Genomic DNA, 20,803 nt, shown 5'->3' with positions numbered 1-20,803 from the left:
CACTCCGCCCGGCAAGCCCAAGGAGTGAGGCATGAAAACCCACCTGATGCTTGCGGGAGCCCTGAGCCTGATCGCCACGATGGCGGCGGCCGAGGACAAGCCCGTGCTCACCGTCTATGCGCCTGATTATTTCACGAGCGAATGGGGCCCCGGTCCCGCGATCGAGAAGGGGTTCGAGGCGACCTGCGATTGCGATCTGAAATTCGTGGCGGGCGATGTGTTGCCGCGCATCCTGCTCGAAGGCGACAAGACCTCCGCCGATGTCGCGATCGGTCTGAACACCGACGTGACCGCGAAGGCGCGCGCCACGGGCCTGTTCGCCCCGCATAACGAGGACACGTCCGACCTGACCATGCCGGTCAAATGGGACGATCCGATCTTTCTGCCCTTCGACTGGTCTGAACTGGCCTTCGTCTATGACAAGACCAAGCTGAAGAACCCGCCCACGAGCTTCCAGGACCTGCTGGATGCGCCCGACGACGCCTACAAGATCGTCATCGAGGATCCGCGCAGTTCGGTCGCGGGTCTGTCGCTGCTCTTGTGGGTGAAGGACATCTATGGCGACAAGGCCGAAGAGGCGTGGACGAAGATCGCGCCCAAGGTACTGACCGTGACGCCGGGCTGGTCGGAGGCCTACGGGATGTTCACCGACGGCGAGGCGGATATGGTGCTCAGCTACGTCACCTCGCCCGCCTATCACATCATGGCCGAGGAGGACGACAGCAAGGCTGCGGCGATCTTCCCCGAGGGGCATTACTTCACCCCCGAACTGGTCGCGCAGCTCAAGACCTCGAAACATCCCGAGCTGGCGCAGAAATTCATGGATTACGTGCTGAGCCCCGATTTCCAAGGCATGATCGCGACGGCGAACTGGTCCTTCCCGGCGAAACTGCCCCACGATCAGCTGCCTGAGGTGTTCCAGAAACTCCCGATGCCCGACAAGACGCTCTACCTGGGTGAGGCCGAGGCCGAGAAACTGCGCGGTCCGGCGCTGGAAGAATGGCAACGCGCCTTCTCCAGATAAGAGGCACGCCCATCTGGGCGGTGCTGGCGGGTGCGGCTTTGGCCGCGCTTGTCCTTGGCACTTTGGCGGCAGTGGCGCTCCGGGCAGGCGGGCTGACCGGCTTGCGCGAAACCGATCTCGCCGCGATCCGCTTCACGCTCTGGCAGGCGGCGGCCTCGGCGCTGATCTCCTGCGCGCTGGCGGTGCCGGTCGCCCGTGCGCTGCATCGCCGCCGCTTCGCCGGGCGCGGACTGCTGATTTCGCTCCTGGGGGCTCCCTTCATCCTGCCGGTGATCGTCGCGGTCTTCGGGCTGATCGCGGTCTTCGGGCGGCGCGGGCTGGTCAATGCGGCCCTCGCCCCGCTCGGCATCGATCCGATTTCGATCTACGGCGCGCAGGGCGTCATCGTGGCCCATGTTTTCTTCAACCTGCCGCTTGCGACCCGGATGATCCTGCACGGCTGGGAGGCGATCCCGGCCGAGCGGTTTCGCCTTGCCGCGACCCTCGGCTTCGGCCCTGCGGAGGTCACGCGTCACCTCGAACGTCCGATGCTGCGCAGCGTTCTGCCCGGTGCTTTCCTCGCGATCTTCCTCGTCTGCCTGACGTCCTTCGCTGTGGCCCTGACCCTTGGCGGCGGGCCGCGCGCGACCACGGTGGAGCTGGCGATCTATCAGGCCTTCCGCTTCGATTTCGACATGGGCCGCGCGGCGAGCCTTGCGCTGGTGCAGGTCGCGATCTCGGTCGCGGCGCTGCTGATCGCGGCGCGCGCCACCCTGCCGTCGAGTTTCGGCGCGGGGCATGACCGCCGCGCCGCGCCGATCCCGCAGCTGTCCGGCGGGATAGGGCGTGCGCTCTTCGACGCGCTCGCGATCGGGCTCGCAAGCGCCTTCCTGCTGTTTCCCATCGGCACCGTTTTCGCCCGGGGCCTCCCGGCGGTGGCCAACCTGCCCGAGATGGTCTGGCCCGCGACGCTGACCTCTTTGGTGATCGCGCTGCTCTCCACGGTTGTGACGCTCGCCATCGCCCTGCCGCTCGCACTGGTGGCGACCCGGCAGCGCTGGGCGGAGATCGCGGCGATGCTGCCGATGACAGCGTCGAGCCTCGTGATGGGCACCGGCGCCTTCCTGATCGCGCGGCCCTTCGTGAACCCGACGAGCCTCGCGCTGCCAATGGTGCTGCTGAGCAACGCCGCGCTGTCGGTGCCTTTCGCGACCCGCATCCTGATGCCCGAGATCCGCACGCTGCAGGCCGATTACGACCGGCTCGCCGCCTCGCTCGGGCTGCGCGGCATTGCCCGGCTTCGTCTGCTGACGGTTCCGCGCCTTGCCCGGCCGCTGGGGTTCTCGGCGGGGCTGACCGCGGCCTTCTCGATGGGCGATCTGGGCGTCATCACGCTGTTCTCGGATGGCCAGACCCGCACCCTTCCGCTGGCGCTTTTCCAGCTCATGGGCTCTTATCGCATGGATCAGGCGGCGGGCGCTGCGAGCCTGCTGCTGATCCTCACTTTCGCGCTCTTCTGGGCGCTCGACCGCGCGGGGCATCATGCTGACCCTCGATAAGCTTCTGATCGAACAGGGCGATTTCCGCCTCGAAGCCGATTTCACGATCCCGGCCGGCGCGCGGGTCGCGCTGATCGGGCCCTCGGGGGCGGGCAAGTCGACGCTGCTCTCGGTACTTGCGGGGTTTCTTGGGCCGACCCAGGGGCGGGTGCTCTGGTGCGGCGAGGACATCACCGAGGCGCCGCCCGGCGAGCGTCCGCTCTCGATCCTGTTTCAGGATCAAAACCTCTTCCCGCATCTGCGGCTGGAGACCAACCTCGCGCTCGGCTTGAACCCGAAAGGCAAGATCGACGCCACCGATCGCGCCCGGATCGAGACGGCGCTGGCGCGTGTGAGCCTTGAGGGGATGGAAAAACGCAAACCCGGCGCGCTGTCGGGCGGGCAGCAAAGCCGCGCAGGCCTGGCGCGGACGTTGCTCCGCGGTCGCCCGATCCTGCTGCTGGATGAGCCCTTCGCAGCCCTTGGTCCGGCGCTGAAATCCGAGATGCTGGCTCTGGTCGCCGAGATCGCCCGCGAACAGGGCACGACGGTCCTGATGGTCAGCCACGATCCCGAGGATGCGCGTGCGCTCTGCCCGCAGACGGTTCTGGTGGCCGAGGGCCGCGCCCATGCGCCGCAAGCGACCGGGCCGCTTCTCGACGATCCGCCGCCCGTGCTACGGGACTATCTAGGAGAGTAGGGGCTCTGCCCCTCTTCGCTGGCGCGAATTCACCCGGGGATATTTGAACAAGCCCGAAACGGTCTGCGCTTCGGGCTTGTTCAAATATCCCGGGGGGCCGGGGGCAACGCCCCCGGCCTTGGGGTCAGTAGATCACGACCGAGCGGATCGACTCGCCCGCATGCATCAGATCGAAGGCCTTGTTGATGTCTTCGAGCGGCATAGTGTGGGTGATCATCGAGTCGATCTCGATCTTGTCGTTCATGTACCATTCGACGAATTTCGGCACATCGGTGCGGCCCTTGGCGCCGCCGAAAGCGGTGCCTTTCCATGTCCGGCCCGTGACGAGCTGGAACGGGCGGGTGGAGATTTCCGCGCCCGCGGGTGCGACGCCGATGATGACCGAGACGCCCCAGCCGCGATGCGAGCACTCGAGTGCGTCGCGCATGACCTTCACGTTGCCGGTTGCGTCGAAGGAGTAATCCACCCCGCCGATCTGGTCGCGCTCGGTCTTGGTCAGGTTGATGATTTCCTGCGTGACCGAGTGGTCGAGCTTGGAGGGATTCACGAAATGGGTCATGCCGAACTTGCGCGCCATGTCCTCTTTCGCGTCGTTCAGATCGACGCCGATGATCATATCGGCACCCGCCATGCGCAGGCCCTGGATCACGTTCAGACCGATCCCGCCGAGGCCGAAGACGGCGGCGGTCGAGCCGATCTCGACGCCTGCAGTGTTGATTACCGCGCCGATGCCGGTGGTGACGCCGCAGCCGATATAGCAAATCTTGTCGAACGGCGCGTCGTCGCGGACCTTGGCGAGCGCGATCTCGGGCATCACGGTGTGGTTCGCGAAGGTCGAGCAGCCCATGTAGTGATAGATCGGCGTGCCATCGAGCATCTTGAAGCGCGTCGTGCCGTCCGGCATCAGGCCCTGACCTTGCGTGTTGCGGATCGCGGTGCAGAGGTTCGTCTTGCCCGACAGGCAGGACGGGCATTCGCGACATTCCGGCGTGTAGAGCGGGATCACGTGGTCGCCCGGCTTCAGCGTGGTGACACCTTCGCCGACTTCGAGCACGACGCCCGCGCCCTCATGGCCGAGGATGGTCGGGAAGATGCCTTCGGGATCGGCGCCAGAGCGGGTGAATTCGTCCGTGTGGCAGATACCGGTCGCCTTGATTTCGACGAGCACTTCGCCTGCTTTCGGGCCGTCCAGTTCCACTTCCATGATTTCGAGCGGTTTTCCCGCTTCGAGCGCGACTGCGGCACGGGTTCTCATAAGCGCATACTCCTTGTATAAATTCGGAGAGAGCCTGCGTTATCGGCGCGGCCAATGCAATGAAGGGTGCGACATGTTGAAACGATTTTTCGTCATGGGGTCGATGCTGGCGCTTGCGGCCTGCGACCCCGCCGGTCCGATGAGCGAGACACCCACCGGTGGGGCATACCCCGCGCCCCAGCCCTATGCGCCCGCGCCCTATGTCACCCCGGTGAGCGTCACGAAGGGCGGTTTGCAGGAGCGTGAGCCCGACACTTGCGGGGCGGTGAAATATACCTCGGTTCTGGGTCAGCCGGCGGCGCAGATCCGGACGCTCGGGATTACCAAACCCTATCGCATCGTCGAATGGCGCGGCGTCGAGGATCAGGTCTACAACCCGCAGCGCGTCGTGTTTCGTCTCGACTCGCGCGGGAACGTCTACAACATCGATTGCGGGTGAGCCTGATGGAGCGCGGCAGGGCGCGGATCGGGCTCATTGTCACGTTAGGGGTCGCAGCGTTCGGGTTGGCGGCCTGCCAACCCCGCGTTTCGCCGCCTCGGTCGGGCCCGCCCGGCGCGGGAACCTGTCCGCCGCCCGGGCTCGCGGCGCTCCAAGGGCGGCCTGAAACCGTGCTGGCGGCGCTCGATATCGCGCGGCCGCATCGCATCATTCATCCGGGCGACGCGGTGACGATGGATTACGCCCCCGGCCGGGTGAATTTCGAGATCGACGAGAACGGCACGATCGAGGCGGTGCGCTGCTACTAGGCAGGGGGCCGCTGATGCTCTGCACATGAAAGAGCCCCGTGTCTGACCAGGACGCGGGGCTTCTTCTGCAGGAGGGAAAAGCGCCCGACGATACGTACTGGGTGGGGGCTGTTAACCGCACCGTCGGGCTTTAGCGTTTTCCGCTGACTACAGGATGTCGATGAAACCCGGCAGGAAGGCGCAGGAAATCAGGCTTTTTCTAGGTCATAATCCGGCGCGGCGAAGGCGCGTTCAACCTTAGCGCGGGTGGGCTTGATTTGCGCCGCGCGCGATGTACCCTTTATAAATGACGGTTCAAACGCCTTCCCCCTATCCGAACCCTTCCGGCGCACCGGAGCAGATCGCTTTCGACCGCTCCGAGCTTGGCGTGATCCTGTCACTTTACGGGCGCGCCGTCGCGGCCGGGGAGTGGCGCGATTACGGGATGAGCTTCTTGCGCGATGTCGCGGTGTTCTCGATCTTTCGCCGCGCCGCCGAAGTGCCGATCTACCGGATCGAGAAGCGGCCCGCGCTGCGTGCGAAACAGGGGCAATATGCGGTGATCGGTCAGCAGGGGCAGGTGCTGCGGCGCGGCCATGATCTGCGCCAGGTGCTGCGCGTGCTCGAGCGCAAGCTGATCCGCGCGGTGGAGTAGGGGCGCTAAGCGCCTTGAGAGAGTGTCGCCCCACTGCCATGCACGTTGCCTCGCAGCCCCCGACTTGCTAAGCCAGCGCCGAAGGAAACCTGCGAGGCGCGCGTCCCATGTCGTTCAACACTTTCGGTCATCAGTTCCGCGTCACCACCTGGGGCGAAAGCCACGGGCCTGCGCTTGGCGCGACGGTGGATGGCTGCCCGCCCGGCATCGAGATCGACGAGGCGTTCATCCAGCAATTCCTCGACCGTCGCCGTCCGGGCCAGTCGAAGGAGACGACCCAGCGCAAGGAGCCTGACGCGGTGCGTATCCTCTCGGGCGTGTTCGAGGGCAAGACGACCGGCACGACGATCCAGCTGATGATCGAGAATACCGATCAGCGCTCGAAGGATTACGGCGAGATCGCGCGGCAGTTCCGCCCCGGCCATGCCGATATCACCTATCACCAGAAATACGGTATCCGCGACTATCGCGGCGGCGGGCGCTCGAGCGCGCGCGAGACGGCGGCGCGGGTGGCGGCTGGCGGTGTGGCGCAGGCCGCGCTTCGCCAGTTGGTCCCCGATCTGCAGATCTACGGCTACATGGTGCAGATGGGCGCGAAACATCTCGATCGCGCGAAGTTCGACCGCAACGCGATCCTGCAGAACCCGTTCTTCCTGCCCGACGCCGAAGCAGTGGATGAATGGGCCGATTACCTCGCGGCGATCCGCAAGGGCCAGAATTCGGTTGGCGCTGCGATCGAGGTGGTGGCCGAGGGCTGCCCTGCGGGGCTGGGCGCGCCGATCTACGCCAAGATGGATACCGAGCTGGCCGCCGCGATGATGTCGATCAACGCGGTCAAGGGCGTCGAGATCGGCGAGGGCATGGCCGCGGCGGCGCTGACTGGCGTGGAGAATGCCGACGAGATGGTGATGGGCGCCGATGGTGTCGAATATCTTTCGAACCGCGCGGGCGGTATCTTGGGCGGGATCACCACCGGCCAGCCGATCACGGTGCGCTTCGCGGTCAAGCCGACCTCGTCGATCCTGACGCCGCGCCGCTCGGTCAATGTCGCGGGCGAAGAGGTGGAGGTGATCACCAAGGGCCGCCACGATCCCTGCGTCGGCATCCGCGCGGTACCGGTGGCCGAGGCGATGATGGCTTGCGTGATCCTTGACCAGTTCCTGATGGACCGGGCGCAGACCGGCGGTATTCGCGGCACGATCGGCTGAGGGGCGCCGCCCCCGTCGACGGAAGGCGAGATGACCGAGGAAAGAGGGGCTCTGCCCCCGCTCCTGCGGAGCCCCCCGGGATATTTGGTGCCAAGCCGAAACAGGGCGGGAGCTTTAGCGGATTGCCGCGCGCGTGCCGCCATGACGTGACGTTGTGCGACCTTGCGGGATATAAACCGCGCGGTTTATTCTGCGGACCCCGGGGGTCGTTTCCCGGAACCGGAGGACAGATGTCGCAGGCAGATCAGATCAATCGCGGACGCAAATTCGACCAGGTGCTCGAAGGCGCGCGCACGATCTTTCTGCGCGACGGGTTCGATGGGGCCTCGGTCGACGATATCGCCAAGGAAGCGGGTGTGTCGAAAGCCACGCTCTACAGTTATTTCCCGGACAAACGGCTGATGTTCGTCGAAGTCGTGCGCTCGCAACTGAAAGAGCAGACGGACAGCGCCGTCGCCACGATCGATTTCGGCGCAGCCCCCGAAGTGGTGCTTTCGCTTGCCGCGTCGCAGATCGTCGAGTCGATGAGCTGCAAGATGAACGAAGGGCTCTACCGGCTCTGCGTTTCCGAATCCGAGCGGTTCCCCGAGCTTGGCCGCGCCTTCTACGCGGCGGGGCCGGCGCTGGTGCACGAATTGCTGATGGATTACCTGCGCTGCGCGGTGGAGCGGGGCGAGCTGGTGATCGACGATATTGACCTCGCCGCTTATCTGTTCATCGAGCTGTGCAAGTCGGAACTGCATCCGAAGCTGCTGTTCGGGATTTGCGACAGCTTCAGCCGTGAAGAGAAAGAGCGCGTGATCCGCGGCGCGGTCGCGATGTTCCTTGCGCGCTACGGCGTCCCCACCTGAGCGCGGCCCGATCTGGCCCGATCAGGCCAGATCGCGCACCATCCACTGATTGCCTTCGCCGCGCTGCAGCTGGAAACGGCCCGTCTTGATCAGCAGGTCGGAAAGTTTCGCGCTGCCATAGGTGCGGGTGTCGAAATCCGGGTTTGCCTGCGTGATGAACTGACCGAGCTGGCCCAGCGAATACCATTCCTCTTCCAGACCGATCGCCTTCATCGCGTTGACGATGATCGGGATCGCGGCCTTCGGCTCCTGCTTGCCACTCGAGGATTTCGGGGCGGCGGCGCTGGTCTTGTCCGAGGCGGGCTTAGTCGCGGTCTCCGCGGTGCTCTCGCCATTGCCGAGGTTCTCGACATAGATGAAGCGTTTACAGGCCTTGCGGAAGGCTTCGGGGGTCTTCTGCTCGCCGATGCCGTAGACATCGAGCCCCTGTTCGCGGATGCGAGCGGCGAGGCGGGTGAAGTCGCTGTCCGAGGAGACCAGCACGAAACCATCGAACAGGTCGGAATGCAGGAAATCCATCGCCGCGATGACGAGGCCGATATCGGAGGCGTTCTTCCCCTTGGTATTGGCAAATTGCTGATCCGCGACGAGGCCGAGTTCGGCGACGCGCTTGGCCCAGCCCGCGAGGCGCTGCGCCGACCAGTCGCCGTAGATCCGGCGCACCGAGGCTTCGCCGAGCGAGGCGATCTCTTCGAAGATCGCTTCGGCATATCCGGCGGGCACGTTATCGGCGTCGATCAGCACGCACAGACGCGGGGCGCGGGAGGCGGGGCTGATATGCGGCAGGTCGGAAATGTCGGGCATTGTTACTCCTCGTGTCCCCTTCCAGATAGCCCGCTTGCCCCCGACATCCAAGAGCGCAACCACATTGCGCCGCGTCAGCGGCAGGCGCGGTTCAGCGCCCCTCCGGACCTTCATACTGGCGTTCGACCTTGGCGACGCGCAGCGCGTAGTGGAGATACCAGCGATCCTTGCCGAGGCGTTGGGCGAGCTGGTGCTTCGCCACCGCCTTCCACGCAATCAGAGCGGTCTCGTCGGCCCAGTAGCTGACGGTGAGGCCGAAGCCTGTCCCGTCGCGTGCGCTCTCCACCCCGAGATAGCCGGGCTGCCGAGCGGCAAGCGCGGCCATCTCCGCGGCCATCGCGCCATATCCGTCGTCGGGTGCACCGCGGAGAGAGGCGAAGATCACCGCGTAATAGGGCGGGTCGGGCAGCGGCGCAAAGCCTGGCGGCGGGATAGACATCGGGCAGCTCCGGGAAATGGAAAACGCCCCCTCGCGGGCGAGGGGGCGTTCATCAGTCTAGCAGGTCGGGCCCAGGCTTACAGATCGAACTGCTTACCCTTGTGGGGCGCCCAGAGCTTCTTGTTGGTCAGGTAAAGCAGCGTGCTCAGCACGATCAGCATCATCACCGCCACGAAGCCCCAGCGCTTGCGCGATTCCAGCTTCGGTTCAGCCGTCCACATCAGGAATGCGGAGACGTCCCGGGCCATCTGGTCGACGGTTGCGGGCGTGCCGTCCTCATACTCGATGAGGTCTTCCGAGAGCGGAGGGGGCATCGCGATCCAGCCACCCGGGAAGGCGTGGTTCTCGTAGAAGATCGAGCCCGCTTCTTCCTTTTCCTCGCCGGTGAAGCCGGTGAGCACCGCGTGGATGTATTCGGGGCCACCGATGCCGCGGAAGAACTGGTTGATGCCGAGGCCGTAGGGGCCGTGGAAGCCCGCGCGCGCTTTCGCCATCAGCGACAGGTCCGGACCCATGCCCATGCCGGAGATGAACGGGAAGTGGTCCGTCTCCTTGCCGGGGCGCTCTTCGCCGGTTTCCTTGTCCATCACGGTGAACTCGGCCGCGTAGGCACGCACCCAAGCCGGGTCCATCATCGGGCCGCCCTGATCCGCAAGCGTGCGGAACGCGACGTAGCGCAGCCCGTGGCAGGCCGAGCAGACCTCCCGGTAGACCTGGAAGCCGCGACGCAGCTGCTGCTGGTCGAAGGTCCCGAAGGGGCCCTCGAAGGAGAAGCTGATATCCTCGATGTGGCCGCCTTCGGCCGCCACCGCCGGGTTCACCAGGGTGCTCGCCCCGATCACCAGCGCCGAGAGGGCAGAGATCAGAAGATGTTTCATTTTGTGTCCCTCTTCCTTACTCATTCAGCCGGTTTGATATTGTAGTGGTGGTTGAAGTCTTCCTCGATCGTCGCCGGCATCGCTTGCGGCTTCTCGATCAGGCCCAGGAGCGGCAGGATCACGAGGAAATAGACGAACCAGTAGGTCGCGCCGATCAGCGAGATGTAGGGATAAATCCCGTCGGTCGGCATCGCGCCCACCCACATCAGCACCATGAAGTCGATCGCCAGCAGCCAGAACCACCATTTGAACATCGGGCGGTACGAGCCCGAACGCACCTTCGAGGTGTCGAGCCACGGGGCCAGCGCCATCACGAGGATCGCGCCGAACATCGCGAGCACGCCGAAGAACTTGGCGTCGACGATACCGAAGGTGATCCAGTTGACGAACATCACGGCCCAGACGTCCGAGGTGAAGGCGCGCAGGATCGCGTAGAACGGCAGGAAGTACCATTCGGGCACGATGTGTGCGGGCGTCGCCAGCGGGTTCGCCTCGATGTAGTTGTCGGGGTGGCCGAGGTAGTTCGGCATGAAGCCCACGACAGCCGAGAAGACCAGCAGGATCACGGCGAGCGCGAACAGGTCCTTGATCACGAAATAGGGCCAGAAGGGCAGGGTGTCCTTCTCCGCTTCCGCTTTCGAGCCGGTGCGGACCGGAACGCCCGTCGGGTTGTTGTTGCCCGTGGTGTGGAAGGCCCAGATATGCACGATCACCAGGGCTGCGATCACGAAGGGCAGCAGGTAGTGCAGCGAGAAGAAGCGGTTCAGCGTCGCGTTGTCCACCGCCGGGCCGCCGAGCAGCCATGCCTGGATCGACTCGCCGATGCCCGGGATCGCGCCGAACAGGCCGGTGATCACCGTCGCGCCCCAGAAGGACATCTGGCCCCAGGGCAGAACGTAACCCATGAACGCCGTGCCCATCATGCACAGATAGATGATCATGCCGATGATCCAGGTGATCTCGCGGGGCGCCTTGTAGGAGCCGTAATAAAGGCCGCGGAAAATGTGGATATAGACGGCGAGGAAGAACAGCGAGGCGCCGTTCGCGTGGATGTAGCGCAGCATGTAGCCGCCATTCACGTCGCGCATGATGTGCTCGACCGAGGCGAAGGCCAGGTCGACATGCGGGGTGTAATGCATCACCAGAACGATGCCGGTGACGATCTGCAGCACGAGGCAGAACGCCAGCACGATGCCCCAGATCCACCACCAGTTAAGGTTCTTGGGGGTGGGGATCATGATCGTGTCGTAGATCAGCCCGATGATGGGAAGACGCTTGTGCGTCCACTTTTCGAAGCCCGTCTTGGGCTCGTAATGGTCGTGGGGAATGCCCGACATCTAACTGCCTCCTCAGCCCAGTTTGATCGTGGTGTCATCGGTGAACTGGGCCACCGGGATGTTCAGGTTGCGCGGGGCAGGACCTTTGCGGATCCGGCCGGCGGAGTCGTAATGCGACCCGTGGCAGGGGCAGAACCAGCCGTGGTAATCGCCCGACTCGTTGCCGATCGGCACGCAGCCCAGGTGGGTGCACACGCCGATCATCACCAGCCATTCGCCTGCCTCGTCGAGGGTGCGGTTCTGGTCGGTCGCCTCGGCGCCCGGCTTGTTCGCGTTCTCGGCCGAGGTGTCGACCAGTTCGGACAGCGGAACCTCCCGGGCGTATTGAATTTCCTCTTCGGTGCGGCGGCGGATGAAGACTGGCTTGCCGCGCCATTTCACCGTGAGCTGCGTGCCGAGCTCGACGCCGGAAACGTCGACGAAGATCGACGAGAGCGCCTTGACGTCGGCCGATGCATTCATCTGGTTCACCAGCGGCCAGACGGCCGCGCCGGTCACCACCGCGCCGGTGCCGGCGGTGGCGTAGTAGAGGAAATCCCTCCGGGTGCCTGCGTTATTATCTGCGTGGGACACGTTGTCTCTCCTTCCCGGGCCCGCGAGGGGGCCGATAGTGACGTGCCGGGGCACGTCGCGCGGTGCCGCCAAACATGGCCGCTCTCATACCAATCACGAATTTGTCAGTCCAGAACACAATCAACTGAATTTGTGCTGAGGGGCAGTTAAATGTCGCTCTTGCAACAGATCACCCCGGGTCAATGGCCGTGCGTGCCGGGGAAGGGGCCGCCCGGCAAGTTCAATGCACAAATGCCGCTCCCGATTGAGGAAAAGCGATTCGTGGCGTTTTGAACATGGAAAAGTTTCACATGCTTTAGCGTGAACTGACCAGAACCGCCGCCTGCCATGCCACTGCGAGGCGCAATCAAGATGTAGTGTTCGCCTCCGCTCAGTCGGGCGCGAGCATGTAGCCCAGACCGCGCACCGTCTGCAGGTAGCGGGGTTCGCGCGGGTCGCGCTCTATCTTGCGGCGCAGGCGTGTGATCTGCACGTCGACCGCCCGGTCGCCGCCGCCTTCTTCGCCATTGCCCCGCTCGCGGCCCAGTTCCTCGATCAATTCCGTGCGGCTGACCACGTCGCCCGCATGAGTCGCGAAGATGCGCATCAACTGCACCTCTGTCGCGGTCAGCTTCACCGGCGTGTCGCCATCCCACAGCTCGCCCCGGTCCTGATCGTATTTCAGCGGCCCCAGCGAGAGGTATTTCGGGCCGCTCTCGGTTTCCTGCGGAACCCGGCGCAGGATCGCGTTGATCCGCAGCAGCAGTTCCTTCGGCTCGAACGGCTTTGCGAGATAGTCGTCGGCGCCGGCTTCGAGCCCCTCGATCCGCTCGCGCGTCTCGCCCCGTGCGGTCAGCAGCAGGATCGGCGTGCTTACCGATCTGCCGCGCAGGTCACGGGTCAGGCTGAGCCCGTCATCGCCCGGCATCATCACATCCATCACGATCAGATTGAACTCCAGCCCCGCCAGCAACGAGCGCGCATGGCCCGCGTCGCGCGCCGCAGTGACGAGAAAGCCGTGTCGCTGCAAAAAGCTTTTCAGCAGCGTCCGGATGCGTTCGTCATCGTCGACGATAAGCAGATGAGGTTCGGCCGAGTAGGGCATCAGTCGTCTTTCATCATTTGATAGAGCTTGTGCAGATCGGGGCCCATCATCGCCTCGAGCACCTGCCGGAAACCCGCCACCGCCTGCGGCCCCGCGGCGCGATAGGCAGAGCGCATTCGCCCCCGCTGCGCCTCGGACAGTGCGCGTTCCAGCGTCTCGCCCTCGGCCGTCAGATGCAATCGCCGCTCGCGCTTGTCGCGGGTACCGACGCGGCTTTCCACCAGCCCGTCCTCGATCAGCGTGCGCAGCACCCGGTTGAGTGATTGCTTGGTTACGCCCAGAACTGCGAGCAGCGTCGTCACCGTCAGCCCCGGCTGGCGGTTGATGAAATGCAGCGCGCGGTGATGCGCGCGTCCGTAGCCGTATTCTTCGAGCAGTCGGTCAGGGTCGGCGGTAAAGGCGCGATAGGCGAAGAACATCGCTTCGATGCCCTTGCGCAATTGCTCGTCCGTCAGGAAAAGAAGTGTCTCGCCCCCGGGGCTGCCGCTATCTGCCATATCGTCCCTCTCTTTTGCGTGACTTTATGTCAGCCTTGTTGACTTTCCAAGACTCAACTGTTACCGCAAAGCAGTTTTCGCGCAAGAAAATGTCCACTTCGGACGTAGGTTGCGCAATAATCGTAAATTGGCGTGGCTGCAAGGAGAGTAAGATGTCGGGCTCGTATGAGGATCGTGACGGCAAGATCTGGATGGATGGACAGCTTGTGGATTGGCGCGACGCCAATGTCCACATCCTGACCCACGCGCTGCATTACGCGTCCTCCGTCTTTGAAGGCGAACGTTGCTACAACGGCAAGATTTTCAAAGGCGAAGAGCATTCCGCCCGCCTGCGGAAGTCGGCGCAGCTGCTCGATATGGAAATCCCCTATTCGGTCGAAGAGATCGAGAAGGCGAAATACGACATGCTGAAGGCCAATGGCTGGACCGACGCCTATGTGCGCGCGGTCGCATGGCGTGGCGCGGGCGAGGATATGGGCGTCTCGGCGCGCAAGAACCCCGTGCGTCTGGCGATCGCCGGCTGGGAATGGGGCAACTATTACGGGGACGCGAAGATGAAGGGCGCCAAGCTCGACATCGCGAAATGGCGTCGCCCCGATCCGCGCACGATCCCGGCCGAGGCCAAGGCCGCCGGTCTCTACATGATCTGCACCATGTCGAAGCACGCCGCCGAAGATCGCGGCTTCTCGGATGCGCTGTTCATGGATTGGCGTGGCTACGTCGCCGAGGCGACCGGCGCGAACATCTTCTTCGTGAAGGACGGCGAAGTGCACACGCCCAAGGCTGACGTCTTCCTCAACGGGATCACGCGGCGTACGGTGATCGGGCTGCTGGAAGAGAAGGGTATCAAGGTGCACGAGCGCCTGATCGAGCCGACTGAACTGGCCGAGTTCGAGCAGTGCTGGCTCACCGGAACCGCCGCCGAGGTGACCCCGGTCAGCCAGATCCGTGAGTTCAACTTCGAGGTCGGCGCGCTGACCCGCGACATCGCAGAAACCTACGAAAAGCTCGTGCGCACCTGATCCACGTAACGCTTTGAGAAAACAGAAGGGCGTGCTTGACGGCACGCCCTTTCGCGTTTTCGATGCTCTCGAGCGCTGACAGGACGGTCAGGTGACTTCGTTCCGTTCGATACGCAGGAACTGTTTCATGCGCGCGCCGTTATCCGGCCGCCCACGCTTGCTGAGCTCCTTAATTGCCGGGTGGATACCTTCGCGCCGCTGCAGTTCGAGAAACCGCTTCACGCGCGGCCCTTCGGCCTTGAGTTCGGCGCGGTCGATGATGTGACGGGACATGTCTTCCTCCTCTCGTCATCGCCTCTGATCCTTTAAGTATAACACGGTTCGACCGAGTCGTGTTTCAATGACAGGAGATTTTTTGTCGCGGGCGGATCGGCGCTCAGCCCTGCGGCGTCGCGGCTTTGCGCGCGCGCTTGCGCTCCAGCCCAAGCCAGTGCTCGCGCAGAATGATCGCGATGCCAGCGACGATGATCAGCGCAGCCCCCGCCAAGGTGGCATGGCTCGGCACTTCCGAGAAGACCGTATAGCCGATCACCAGCGCCAGCAGCATCGAGGCATAATCGAAAGGTGCCACCAGCGAGGCATCGGCGAAGCGATAGGCCGAGGTCAGCATGATCTGCCCGGTGCCGCCGATCAGCCCCGCGAGGATCAGAAGTGTCGCTTCCCACGCTGTCGGCATCACCCAGCCGAAGGGCAGCGAGGCCAGTGAGAGCACCGAGGCGGTGCAGGAGAACCAGAACACGATCGCGGAGGTGCGCTCGGAGCCGACCATGCGGCGGATCTGGATCTGCGCCAGCGCCGCGCATGTGGCCCCCGCAAGCGCCAGCCCCGCGCCAAGCGCTTCCGCCCCGCCTTCGGGTCCGCTGCCGCCCAGCCGGGGCCACAGCACGATCAGAACACCTACCATCCCCAGCCCGACCGCCGAGAAGCGGAAGATCCGCACCGTCTCGCCCAGCAAGAGCGCCGCGAAGACGACCGTCAGCAGTGGTGCCGCATAGCCCAGAGCGGTCGCCTCGGGTAGCGGCAGGAAGGCGAGCGCTGCGAAGCTCAGCGCCATCGCGGTGGTTCCCACGACGCCGCGCATGACGTGGTTGATCGGTTTCTCCACCCGCAATCCGCCCTGCAACTCACCGCGCCACAGCAGCCAGAGCAGGATCGGCACAATGCCGAAGAAAGAGCGGAAGAACACTGCCTCGCCCGGTGGCACCCGGTCGGAGACCGATTTGATCAGTGCCTGCATGATGACGAAACCCGTAACCGTGCCGAGCTTCAGCGCGATTCCAAGGAGCGGGCGAGGGGTCTGGGTGGTGACGGGCATCATGACCGCGATGAGATAGGCCGCGACGGGACCGGGGCAATCGGTTTCGTCATGCGACGCGCTCGAGTCGATCAAGAGCCCATCGCGCGGCCTCGGCCACCACCGGATCGGGATCGCTCAGGTGCGGGCGCGCGGCCTCGGCCAGCGCCGGATCGCCGGAATTTCCGATCGCGTAAAGCACGTTGCGCAGGAAACGGTCGCGCCCGATCCGCTTGATCGGCGAGCCCGAGAACCGCGCCCGGAACCCGGCATCGTCGAGTGCGGCCAGTTCTGCCAGGGGCGGCGCGCCGACGCCGCCGTGATAGCGCGCCTCCCGCGCCTCTGCGGCGAACTTGTTCCATGGGCAGACGGCCAGACAATCGTCGCAGCCATAGATGCGATTGCCCATCTTGGCGCGCAGCTCTTCGTCGATCGGGCCCTTATGCTCGATCGTCAGATAGGAGATGCAGCGCCGTGCGTCGAGCTGGTAGGGCGCGGGAAAAGCCTCGGTCGGGCAGATGTCGAGACAGGCCGTGCAGGACCCGCAATGGCTGATCTCCGGCACGTCGGGCGGCAGCTCCACCGTGGTGAAGATCGCGCCGAGGAAGAACCAGCTGCCCAGATCGCGCGCGAGAAGATTGGTGTGCTTGCCCTGCCAGCCGAGACCCGACGCCTCGCCCAAGGGCTTTTCCATCACCGGGGCGGTGTCGACGAAGACCTTGATCTCCGCGCCCTCTGGTGCCTGGTCGAGCAACCAGCGCCCGACGCGCTTGAGCCTCTTCTTCACCAGATCATGGTAATCCTTGCCCTGCGCATAGGCAGAGATCACCCCGCGATCGCGCGCCTCCAGCAGGTCCAGCGGGTCGTAATCGGGCGTGTAGGTCTCGGCCAGCATCACGACCGAGCGCGCCTCGGACCACAGCGCCGCCGGATCGCCGCGCCAGCCCATCCGCTCTTCCATCCAGCCCATCTGGCCATGCCTGCCCGCACCCACAAAGGCGGCGAGCCGCTCGGCCGCCTGCGGGATCGCGTCCGGCGTGGTGATGCGCGCCTTCGAGAAACCCTCGGCAAGGGCCGTCTCGATCAACCGCGCTTTCAACTCCGCATTCATGGCTTCGCCTTGGTGCAAATATCCCGGGGGGGCCGCGCCGCAGGCCGGCGGGGGCAGAGCCCCCTCGGCGCGCGCGAAGTCCTCAGAAATCCAACTCCGCATATTGCGGAGCGGGCGGCATGCCGGGCAGCTGATCGGCGAGAAGCGAGCGGAAGGCCGGGCGCGACTTGATCTTCGCATACCAGTCCTTCACGGCCTCTTGTCGGTTCCAGTCCACGTCGGAGATATAATCGAGGCAGCTCAGATGCGCGGCCGCAGAGAAATCCGCAAGCGTCATCACGTCGCCAGCAAGCCAGCGCCGCTGCTCCAGCAGCCAGCCCATGTAATCGAGGTGATACTTGATCGCGGACAGGCCCGCCTTGACCGTCTTGCTATCCGGATATCCTTCCTTGCGGACCTTCTTCCAGACCCGCTCGCCCATGATCCGCTGCGTGACTTCGGTGTTGAACTTGTCGTCGAACCACGAGCACAGGCGGCGCACCTCGTAGCGTGCGGCGGGATCGCGCGGCATCAGTGGCGCGTCAGCATGCGTCTCGTCGATATATTCGCAGATCGCCTGACTCTCGGCCATCATCATGCCGTCCATCTTCAGCACCGGCACCTTGCCCGCCGGGTTGCGACGGAGGAAATCGGCCTGCTGCTCCCAGTATCGTTCCTCGACCAGTTCCACCTCCAGCTTCTTCTCGGCGAGCGTGAGGCGGACCTTGCGGCAGAACGGGGAGAGGGCGACATGGTAGAGGCGGATCATCGGGGCGACGCTCGCAATTCTCGTTGGGGATTTGGGGGAAGTGATAACGGCGGGCGCGGGCGGGTTCAATGGCGACGAGCCCGCTGATGGGCGCTCCCTTGCCGGGAGGGCGCGCGGGCCGCGTGGGGCGGATGCCTCCGGCGGGGATATTTTTCCCAAGCCGAAAGGAGCGCTCAGCGCCGGGATATCGGTTTGGACTTCGGTTTCGGGGCGGGTAGGGAGGCCGTCAGAAACTTTTACGCGCGCGCAGCGCCGCTTGGATCGTGCCGTCGTCGAGATAGTCCAACTCGCCCCCGATCGGCACGCCCTGGGCGAGGCTGGTGACCGCGATGCCGCGCCCTTCGAGCGCCTCGGCGATGTAATGGGCGGTCGTCTGACCCTCGACGGTGGCGTTGAGGGCGAGGATCACCTCGGTGATGCCTTCCTCTGTGGCGCGTTCGAGCAGGTCGGGGATGCGAAGGTCTTCCGGGCCGATCGCATCGAGCGCGGAGAGCGTGCCGCCAAGGACGTGATAGCGGCCCTTGAAGGCGTGGCCGCGCTCCATCGCCCAGAGATCGGCCACATTCTCGATCACGCAGATCTCGCCGGTGGCGCGTTTCGGGTCTTCGCAGATGTCGCAGATCGGCGCGGTGGAGATATTGCCGCAGCGCTGGCATTCGCGCGCGCTGCGGGCGACCCCGGCCATCGCCTCGGCCAAGGGGCCCATCAGCTGCGCGCGTTTCGAGATCAGATGCAGCACCGCACGCCGGGCGGAGCGGGGGCCAAGCCCCGGCAGCCGCGCCATAAGGGCGATCAGCGCCTCTATATCGTCGCGCGCGCCGCTCATAGGATCAGACCGGTAGGTCCATGTTCTCGGGCAGGCCCAATTCGCGCAGAAGGCGTTTCTGCTCTTCCTGCTCGCGGAACTTTGCCTTTTCCTGCGTGTCCTTGATCGCAGCGAGGATCAGGTCTTCGACGACTTCCTTCTCGGACGCCTGCAGGATCGAGGGATCAATGGAGAGCCCGGTCAATTCGCCCTTCGCGGTGGCGCGGGCCTGTACGAGACCGGCCCCGGCCTCGCCGGTGACGACGATGGATTTGAGCTCTTCCTGGAGCTGACCCATCTTCTCCTGCATTTCCTTGGCGGCCTTCATCATCTTGGCCATGTCGCCCATGGCGCCCAATCCCTTGAACATCGCTTTCTCCGTCACGTTTGGCTTGAGTGAGAAATACGCATCGCTGCGCGGAGGAACAAGGGACAAGCTGGGAAAACGGCGCGGCAGGGACCGCGCGTGCGATCGCGCGGGACCGCCCCCGGCGCGGCTCAGCCTTCCTCGAAGGGATCCCATTCGTCTTCGACCTCGGCCAGGGCCTCGGCCTCGATCGCGGTGGTGTCTTCCTCGGGCAGGATTTCGATCTTCGCGCCGGGGAAGCGTGCGAATATCTCTGCGACCAGCGGGTTCTTCATCGCCTCGGCCTCGGCCTTCGCGAGCTCTTCCGCCTTCACCTCGGCTATGGTCGGCGCGCCGCCTTCGGAGACGACCGAGACGCCCCAGCGCGCGCCGGTCCAGCCCTGCAGCCTTGCCGAAAGCGTCGCGGCGAGGTCGCGCGAGGCCTGTGGGGTCGGTTCGAACTCGATCCGGCCGGGGCGGTAATTCACGAGGCGCAGGTTGCTCTCGACCTCCAGCAGCAGGGTCATGTCGCGCATCCGGGCGATCAGGTCGACCACGTCGTCGAAACTGGCGAAACGGGCAAGCGCGTCGGCCATCGGATCGTGTTGTTGGGCAGGGGCGGCGGCGGCAACAGCGCCGCCACCGGCACGCCGGGCGCGCAGCGTCGCGCCATGCACCGGCCCGGTCGAAGGCGCGGGGCCCCGGCCTGCCGCTTGGGTCTGGGTGTTGCCTTGCTGGATCTTCTTGATCAGCGTTTCCGGGTCGGGCAGGTCAGCCACATGGGTCATGCGGATCACGGCCATTTCGGTCGCCATCATCGCATTGGGCGCGCCTGCGACTTCTTCGAGCGCCTTGAGCAGCATCTGCCAGAGCCGCGACAGCACACGCATCGGAAGCGCGGCCGCCATCTCCTGACCGCGATTGCGTTCCTCGGGCGGAACGGTCGGGTCTTCGGCGGCTTCGGGCGTGACCTTGATGACGGAGACCCAATGGGTGATCTCGGCCAGATCGCGCATGATCGCCATCGGATCGGCGCCGTCGGCATATTGCGCGGCAAGCTCGGTCAGCGCCTCGGCGGCCTGACCGTGCAGGATCATGTCGAAGAGATCGAGGACGCGGGCCCGGTCGGCCAGACCCAGCATCGCGCGGACCTGTTCCGCCGTAGTCTCGCCTGCGCCATGCGCGATCGCCTGATCGAGCAGCGAGGTCGCATCCCGCGCGGAGCCTTCGGCGGCGCGGGTGATCAGCGCGAGCGCGTCATCGGCGATCTCGGCACCTTCCGCATCGGCGATCCGGCGCAGCAGCGCGATCATCTCCTCGGGCTCGATCCGGCGCAGGTCGAAGCGCTGGCAGCGCGAGAGCACGGTGACGGGCACCTTGCGGATCTCGGTGGTGGCAAAGATGAACTTCACATGGGCGGGCGGTTCCTCGAGCGTCTTCAGGAGCGCGTTGAACGCGCTCGTCGACAGCATGTGAACCTCATCGATGATATAGACTTTGTAGCGCGCCGAGGCCGCCCGGTAATGCACGCTCTCGATGATCTCGCGGATGTCGCCCACACCGGTGCGCGAGGCGGCGTCCATCTCCATCACGTCGACATGGCGGCCTTCCATGATCGCGCGGCAATGTTCGCACACGCCGCAGGGATCGGTCGTGGGGGTGCCGTTGCCGTCGGGGCCGATGCAGTTCAGCCCTTTGGCGATGATCCGCGCCGTGGTGGTTTTCCCGGTGCCGCGAATCCCGGTCATGATGAAGGCCTGCGCGATCCGGTCGGCCGCAAAGGCGTTCTTGAGCGTGCGCACCATCGGTGCCTGTCCGATCAGATCGGCAAAGGTCTCGGGGCGGTACTTGCGGGCGAGAACCTGATATTGGGTGTCGGTCATCGAAGCTCCGGTATCATAAGCAGCCGCCAGACTAGGCGCCCCGGGC

The 20,803-nt window shown here is 64.9% G+C and carries 24 protein-coding genes; 9 read left to right on the top strand and 15 right to left on the bottom strand.

What is annotated here, in order from left to right; all coding sequences use genetic code 11:
• Window positions 1-31: 31 nt before the first annotated feature.
• From thiB to BMG03_RS14540, 3 genes are read left to right on the top strand one after another with little or no spacing between them, the layout of a single operon-like run.
• Window positions 32-1,024 (top strand): thiamine ABC transporter substrate binding subunit, encoded by a 993-nt coding sequence (gene thiB / locus BMG03_RS14550; RefSeq protein WP_075775712.1) that lies wholly within the window; start codon window positions 32-34, stop codon window positions 1,022-1,024.
• Window positions 1,000-2,562, top strand: a complete 1,563-nt coding sequence (locus BMG03_RS14545; RefSeq protein ID WP_075775711.1) for a thiamine/thiamine pyrophosphate ABC transporter permease ThiP — start codon at window positions 1,000-1,002, stop codon at window positions 2,560-2,562. Before thiB ends, BMG03_RS14545 begins: the two co-directional genes overlap by 25 nt.
• Window positions 2,546-3,241: a thiamine ABC transporter ATP-binding protein gene (locus BMG03_RS14540; RefSeq protein ID WP_075775710.1), complete on the top strand. Its 696-nt coding sequence runs from the start codon at window positions 2,546-2,548 to the stop codon at window positions 3,239-3,241. The genes BMG03_RS14545 and BMG03_RS14540 overlap by 17 nt, the downstream gene beginning before the upstream one ends.
• A 124-nt stretch (window positions 3,242-3,365) precedes the next feature.
• On the opposite strand, the gene BMG03_RS14535 is transcribed toward BMG03_RS14540, so the two are convergent.
• Window positions 3,366-4,496: an S-(hydroxymethyl)glutathione dehydrogenase/class III alcohol dehydrogenase gene (locus BMG03_RS14535; RefSeq protein ID WP_075775709.1), complete on the bottom strand. Its 1,131-nt coding sequence runs from the start codon at window positions 4,494-4,496 to the stop codon at window positions 3,366-3,368.
• Window positions 4,497-4,569: 73 nt separating this feature from the next.
• On the opposite strand from BMG03_RS14535, the gene BMG03_RS14530 reads away from it, so the two are divergent.
• From BMG03_RS14530 to BMG03_RS14510, 5 genes are all read left to right on the top strand, one after another.
• Window positions 4,570-4,935, top strand: a complete 366-nt coding sequence (locus BMG03_RS14530; RefSeq protein ID WP_075775708.1) for an I78 family peptidase inhibitor — start codon at window positions 4,570-4,572, stop codon at window positions 4,933-4,935.
• 5 nt (window positions 4,936-4,940) lie between these two features.
• Window positions 4,941-5,243 (top strand): I78 family peptidase inhibitor, encoded by a 303-nt coding sequence (locus BMG03_RS14525; RefSeq protein WP_075775707.1) that lies wholly within the window; start codon window positions 4,941-4,943, stop codon window positions 5,241-5,243.
• A gap of 286 nt (window positions 5,244-5,529) precedes the next feature.
• Window positions 5,530-5,877 (top strand): DUF2794 domain-containing protein, encoded by a 348-nt coding sequence (locus BMG03_RS14520; RefSeq protein ID WP_075775706.1) that lies wholly within the window; start codon window positions 5,530-5,532, stop codon window positions 5,875-5,877.
• 107 nt (window positions 5,878-5,984) lie between these two features.
• Complete coding sequence (gene aroC, locus BMG03_RS14515; protein WP_075775705.1) at window positions 5,985-7,085, top strand: chorismate synthase; 1,101 nt, start codon at window positions 5,985-5,987, stop codon at window positions 7,083-7,085.
• Window positions 7,086-7,315: 230 nt separating this feature from the next.
• The gene (locus tag BMG03_RS14510) at window positions 7,316-7,936 is read left to right on the top strand and encodes a TetR/AcrR family transcriptional regulator (RefSeq protein WP_075775704.1); all 621 of its coding nucleotides are present in this window, start codon (window positions 7,316-7,318) and stop codon (window positions 7,934-7,936) included.
• A 21-nt stretch (window positions 7,937-7,957) separates the two neighbouring features.
• On the opposite strand, the gene BMG03_RS14505 is transcribed toward BMG03_RS14510, so the two are convergent.
• From BMG03_RS14505 to BMG03_RS14475, 7 genes are all read right to left on the bottom strand, one after another.
• Window positions 7,958-8,740 (bottom strand): NYN domain-containing protein, encoded by a 783-nt coding sequence (locus BMG03_RS14505; protein WP_075775703.1) that lies wholly within the window; start codon window positions 8,738-8,740, stop codon window positions 7,958-7,960.
• Window positions 8,741-8,831: 91 nt separating this feature from the next.
• Entirely contained in the window at window positions 8,832-9,179 is a 348-nt protein-coding gene (locus BMG03_RS14500; protein WP_075775702.1) for an antibiotic biosynthesis monooxygenase family protein, read from the bottom strand.
• Between the two features lie 77 nt (window positions 9,180-9,256).
• Entirely contained in the window at window positions 9,257-10,057 is an 801-nt protein-coding gene (locus BMG03_RS14495; protein WP_075775701.1) for a cytochrome c1, read from the bottom strand.
• A gap of 20 nt (window positions 10,058-10,077) precedes the next feature.
• Window positions 10,078-11,394 (bottom strand): cytochrome b, encoded by a 1,317-nt coding sequence (gene petB / locus BMG03_RS14490; RefSeq protein WP_075775700.1) that lies wholly within the window; start codon window positions 11,392-11,394, stop codon window positions 10,078-10,080.
• 12 nt (window positions 11,395-11,406) lie between these two features.
• The gene (gene petA, locus BMG03_RS14485) at window positions 11,407-11,967 is read right to left on the bottom strand and encodes a ubiquinol-cytochrome c reductase iron-sulfur subunit (protein WP_075775699.1); all 561 of its coding nucleotides are present in this window, start codon (window positions 11,965-11,967) and stop codon (window positions 11,407-11,409) included.
• Window positions 11,968-12,337: 370 nt separating this feature from the next.
• Window positions 12,338-13,051, bottom strand: coding sequence for a response regulator (locus BMG03_RS14480; protein WP_075775698.1), 714 nt, complete (start codon window positions 13,049-13,051; stop codon window positions 12,338-12,340).
• Window positions 13,051-13,548, bottom strand: coding sequence for a MarR family winged helix-turn-helix transcriptional regulator (locus tag BMG03_RS14475; protein WP_075775697.1), 498 nt, complete (start codon window positions 13,546-13,548; stop codon window positions 13,051-13,053). The genes BMG03_RS14480 and BMG03_RS14475 overlap by 1 nt, the downstream gene beginning before the upstream one ends.
• A gap of 152 nt (window positions 13,549-13,700) precedes the next feature.
• Here BMG03_RS14475 and BMG03_RS14470 point away from each other — a divergent pair, with 152 nt between their 5' ends.
• On the top strand, window positions 13,701-14,570 hold the full coding sequence (locus BMG03_RS14470) for a branched-chain amino acid aminotransferase (protein WP_075775696.1): 870 nt from the start codon (window positions 13,701-13,703) through the stop codon (window positions 14,568-14,570).
• A gap of 87 nt (window positions 14,571-14,657) precedes the next feature.
• Here BMG03_RS14470 and BMG03_RS14465 read toward each other — a convergent pair whose 3' ends face one another.
• The 7 genes from BMG03_RS14465 to BMG03_RS14435 form a co-directional block, all read right to left on the bottom strand.
• Window positions 14,658-14,843 (bottom strand): hypothetical protein, encoded by a 186-nt coding sequence (locus BMG03_RS14465; RefSeq protein ID WP_075775695.1) that lies wholly within the window; start codon window positions 14,841-14,843, stop codon window positions 14,658-14,660.
• A 103-nt stretch (window positions 14,844-14,946) separates the two neighbouring features.
• Entirely contained in the window at window positions 14,947-15,888 is a 942-nt protein-coding gene (locus tag BMG03_RS14460; protein WP_075775751.1) for a DMT family transporter, read from the bottom strand.
• A 46-nt stretch (window positions 15,889-15,934) separates the two neighbouring features.
• The gene (queG, locus tag BMG03_RS14455) at window positions 15,935-16,975 is read right to left on the bottom strand and encodes a tRNA epoxyqueuosine(34) reductase QueG (protein ID WP_075775694.1); all 1,041 of its coding nucleotides are present in this window, start codon (window positions 16,973-16,975) and stop codon (window positions 15,935-15,937) included.
• A gap of 82 nt (window positions 16,976-17,057) precedes the next feature.
• Complete coding sequence (gene fzlA / locus BMG03_RS14450; protein WP_075775693.1) at window positions 17,058-17,723, bottom strand: FtsZ-binding protein FzlA; 666 nt, start codon at window positions 17,721-17,723, stop codon at window positions 17,058-17,060.
• A gap of 226 nt (window positions 17,724-17,949) precedes the next feature.
• On the bottom strand, window positions 17,950-18,549 hold the full coding sequence (recR, locus tag BMG03_RS14445) for a recombination mediator RecR (protein ID WP_075775692.1): 600 nt from the start codon (window positions 18,547-18,549) through the stop codon (window positions 17,950-17,952).
• A 4-nt stretch (window positions 18,550-18,553) separates the two neighbouring features.
• A complete protein-coding gene (locus tag BMG03_RS14440) occupies window positions 18,554-18,898 on the bottom strand; it encodes a YbaB/EbfC family nucleoid-associated protein (protein ID WP_075775691.1) in 345 nt (114 codons plus the stop codon).
• A gap of 128 nt (window positions 18,899-19,026) precedes the next feature.
• On the bottom strand, window positions 19,027-20,757 hold the full coding sequence (locus tag BMG03_RS14435) for a DNA polymerase III subunit gamma/tau (protein ID WP_075775690.1): 1,731 nt from the start codon (window positions 20,755-20,757) through the stop codon (window positions 19,027-19,029).
• Between the last annotated feature and the right edge of the window lie 46 nt (window positions 20,758-20,803).

The sequence above is a fragment of the Thioclava nitratireducens genome, from assembly GCF_001940525.2.
In the GTDB taxonomy this organism is placed as follows: Bacteria; Pseudomonadota; Alphaproteobacteria; order Rhodobacterales; family Rhodobacteraceae; genus Thioclava; species Thioclava nitratireducens.
Note: the sequence above shows the minus strand (reverse complement) of the source record. Positions and strands in the feature narration are given on the sequence as shown.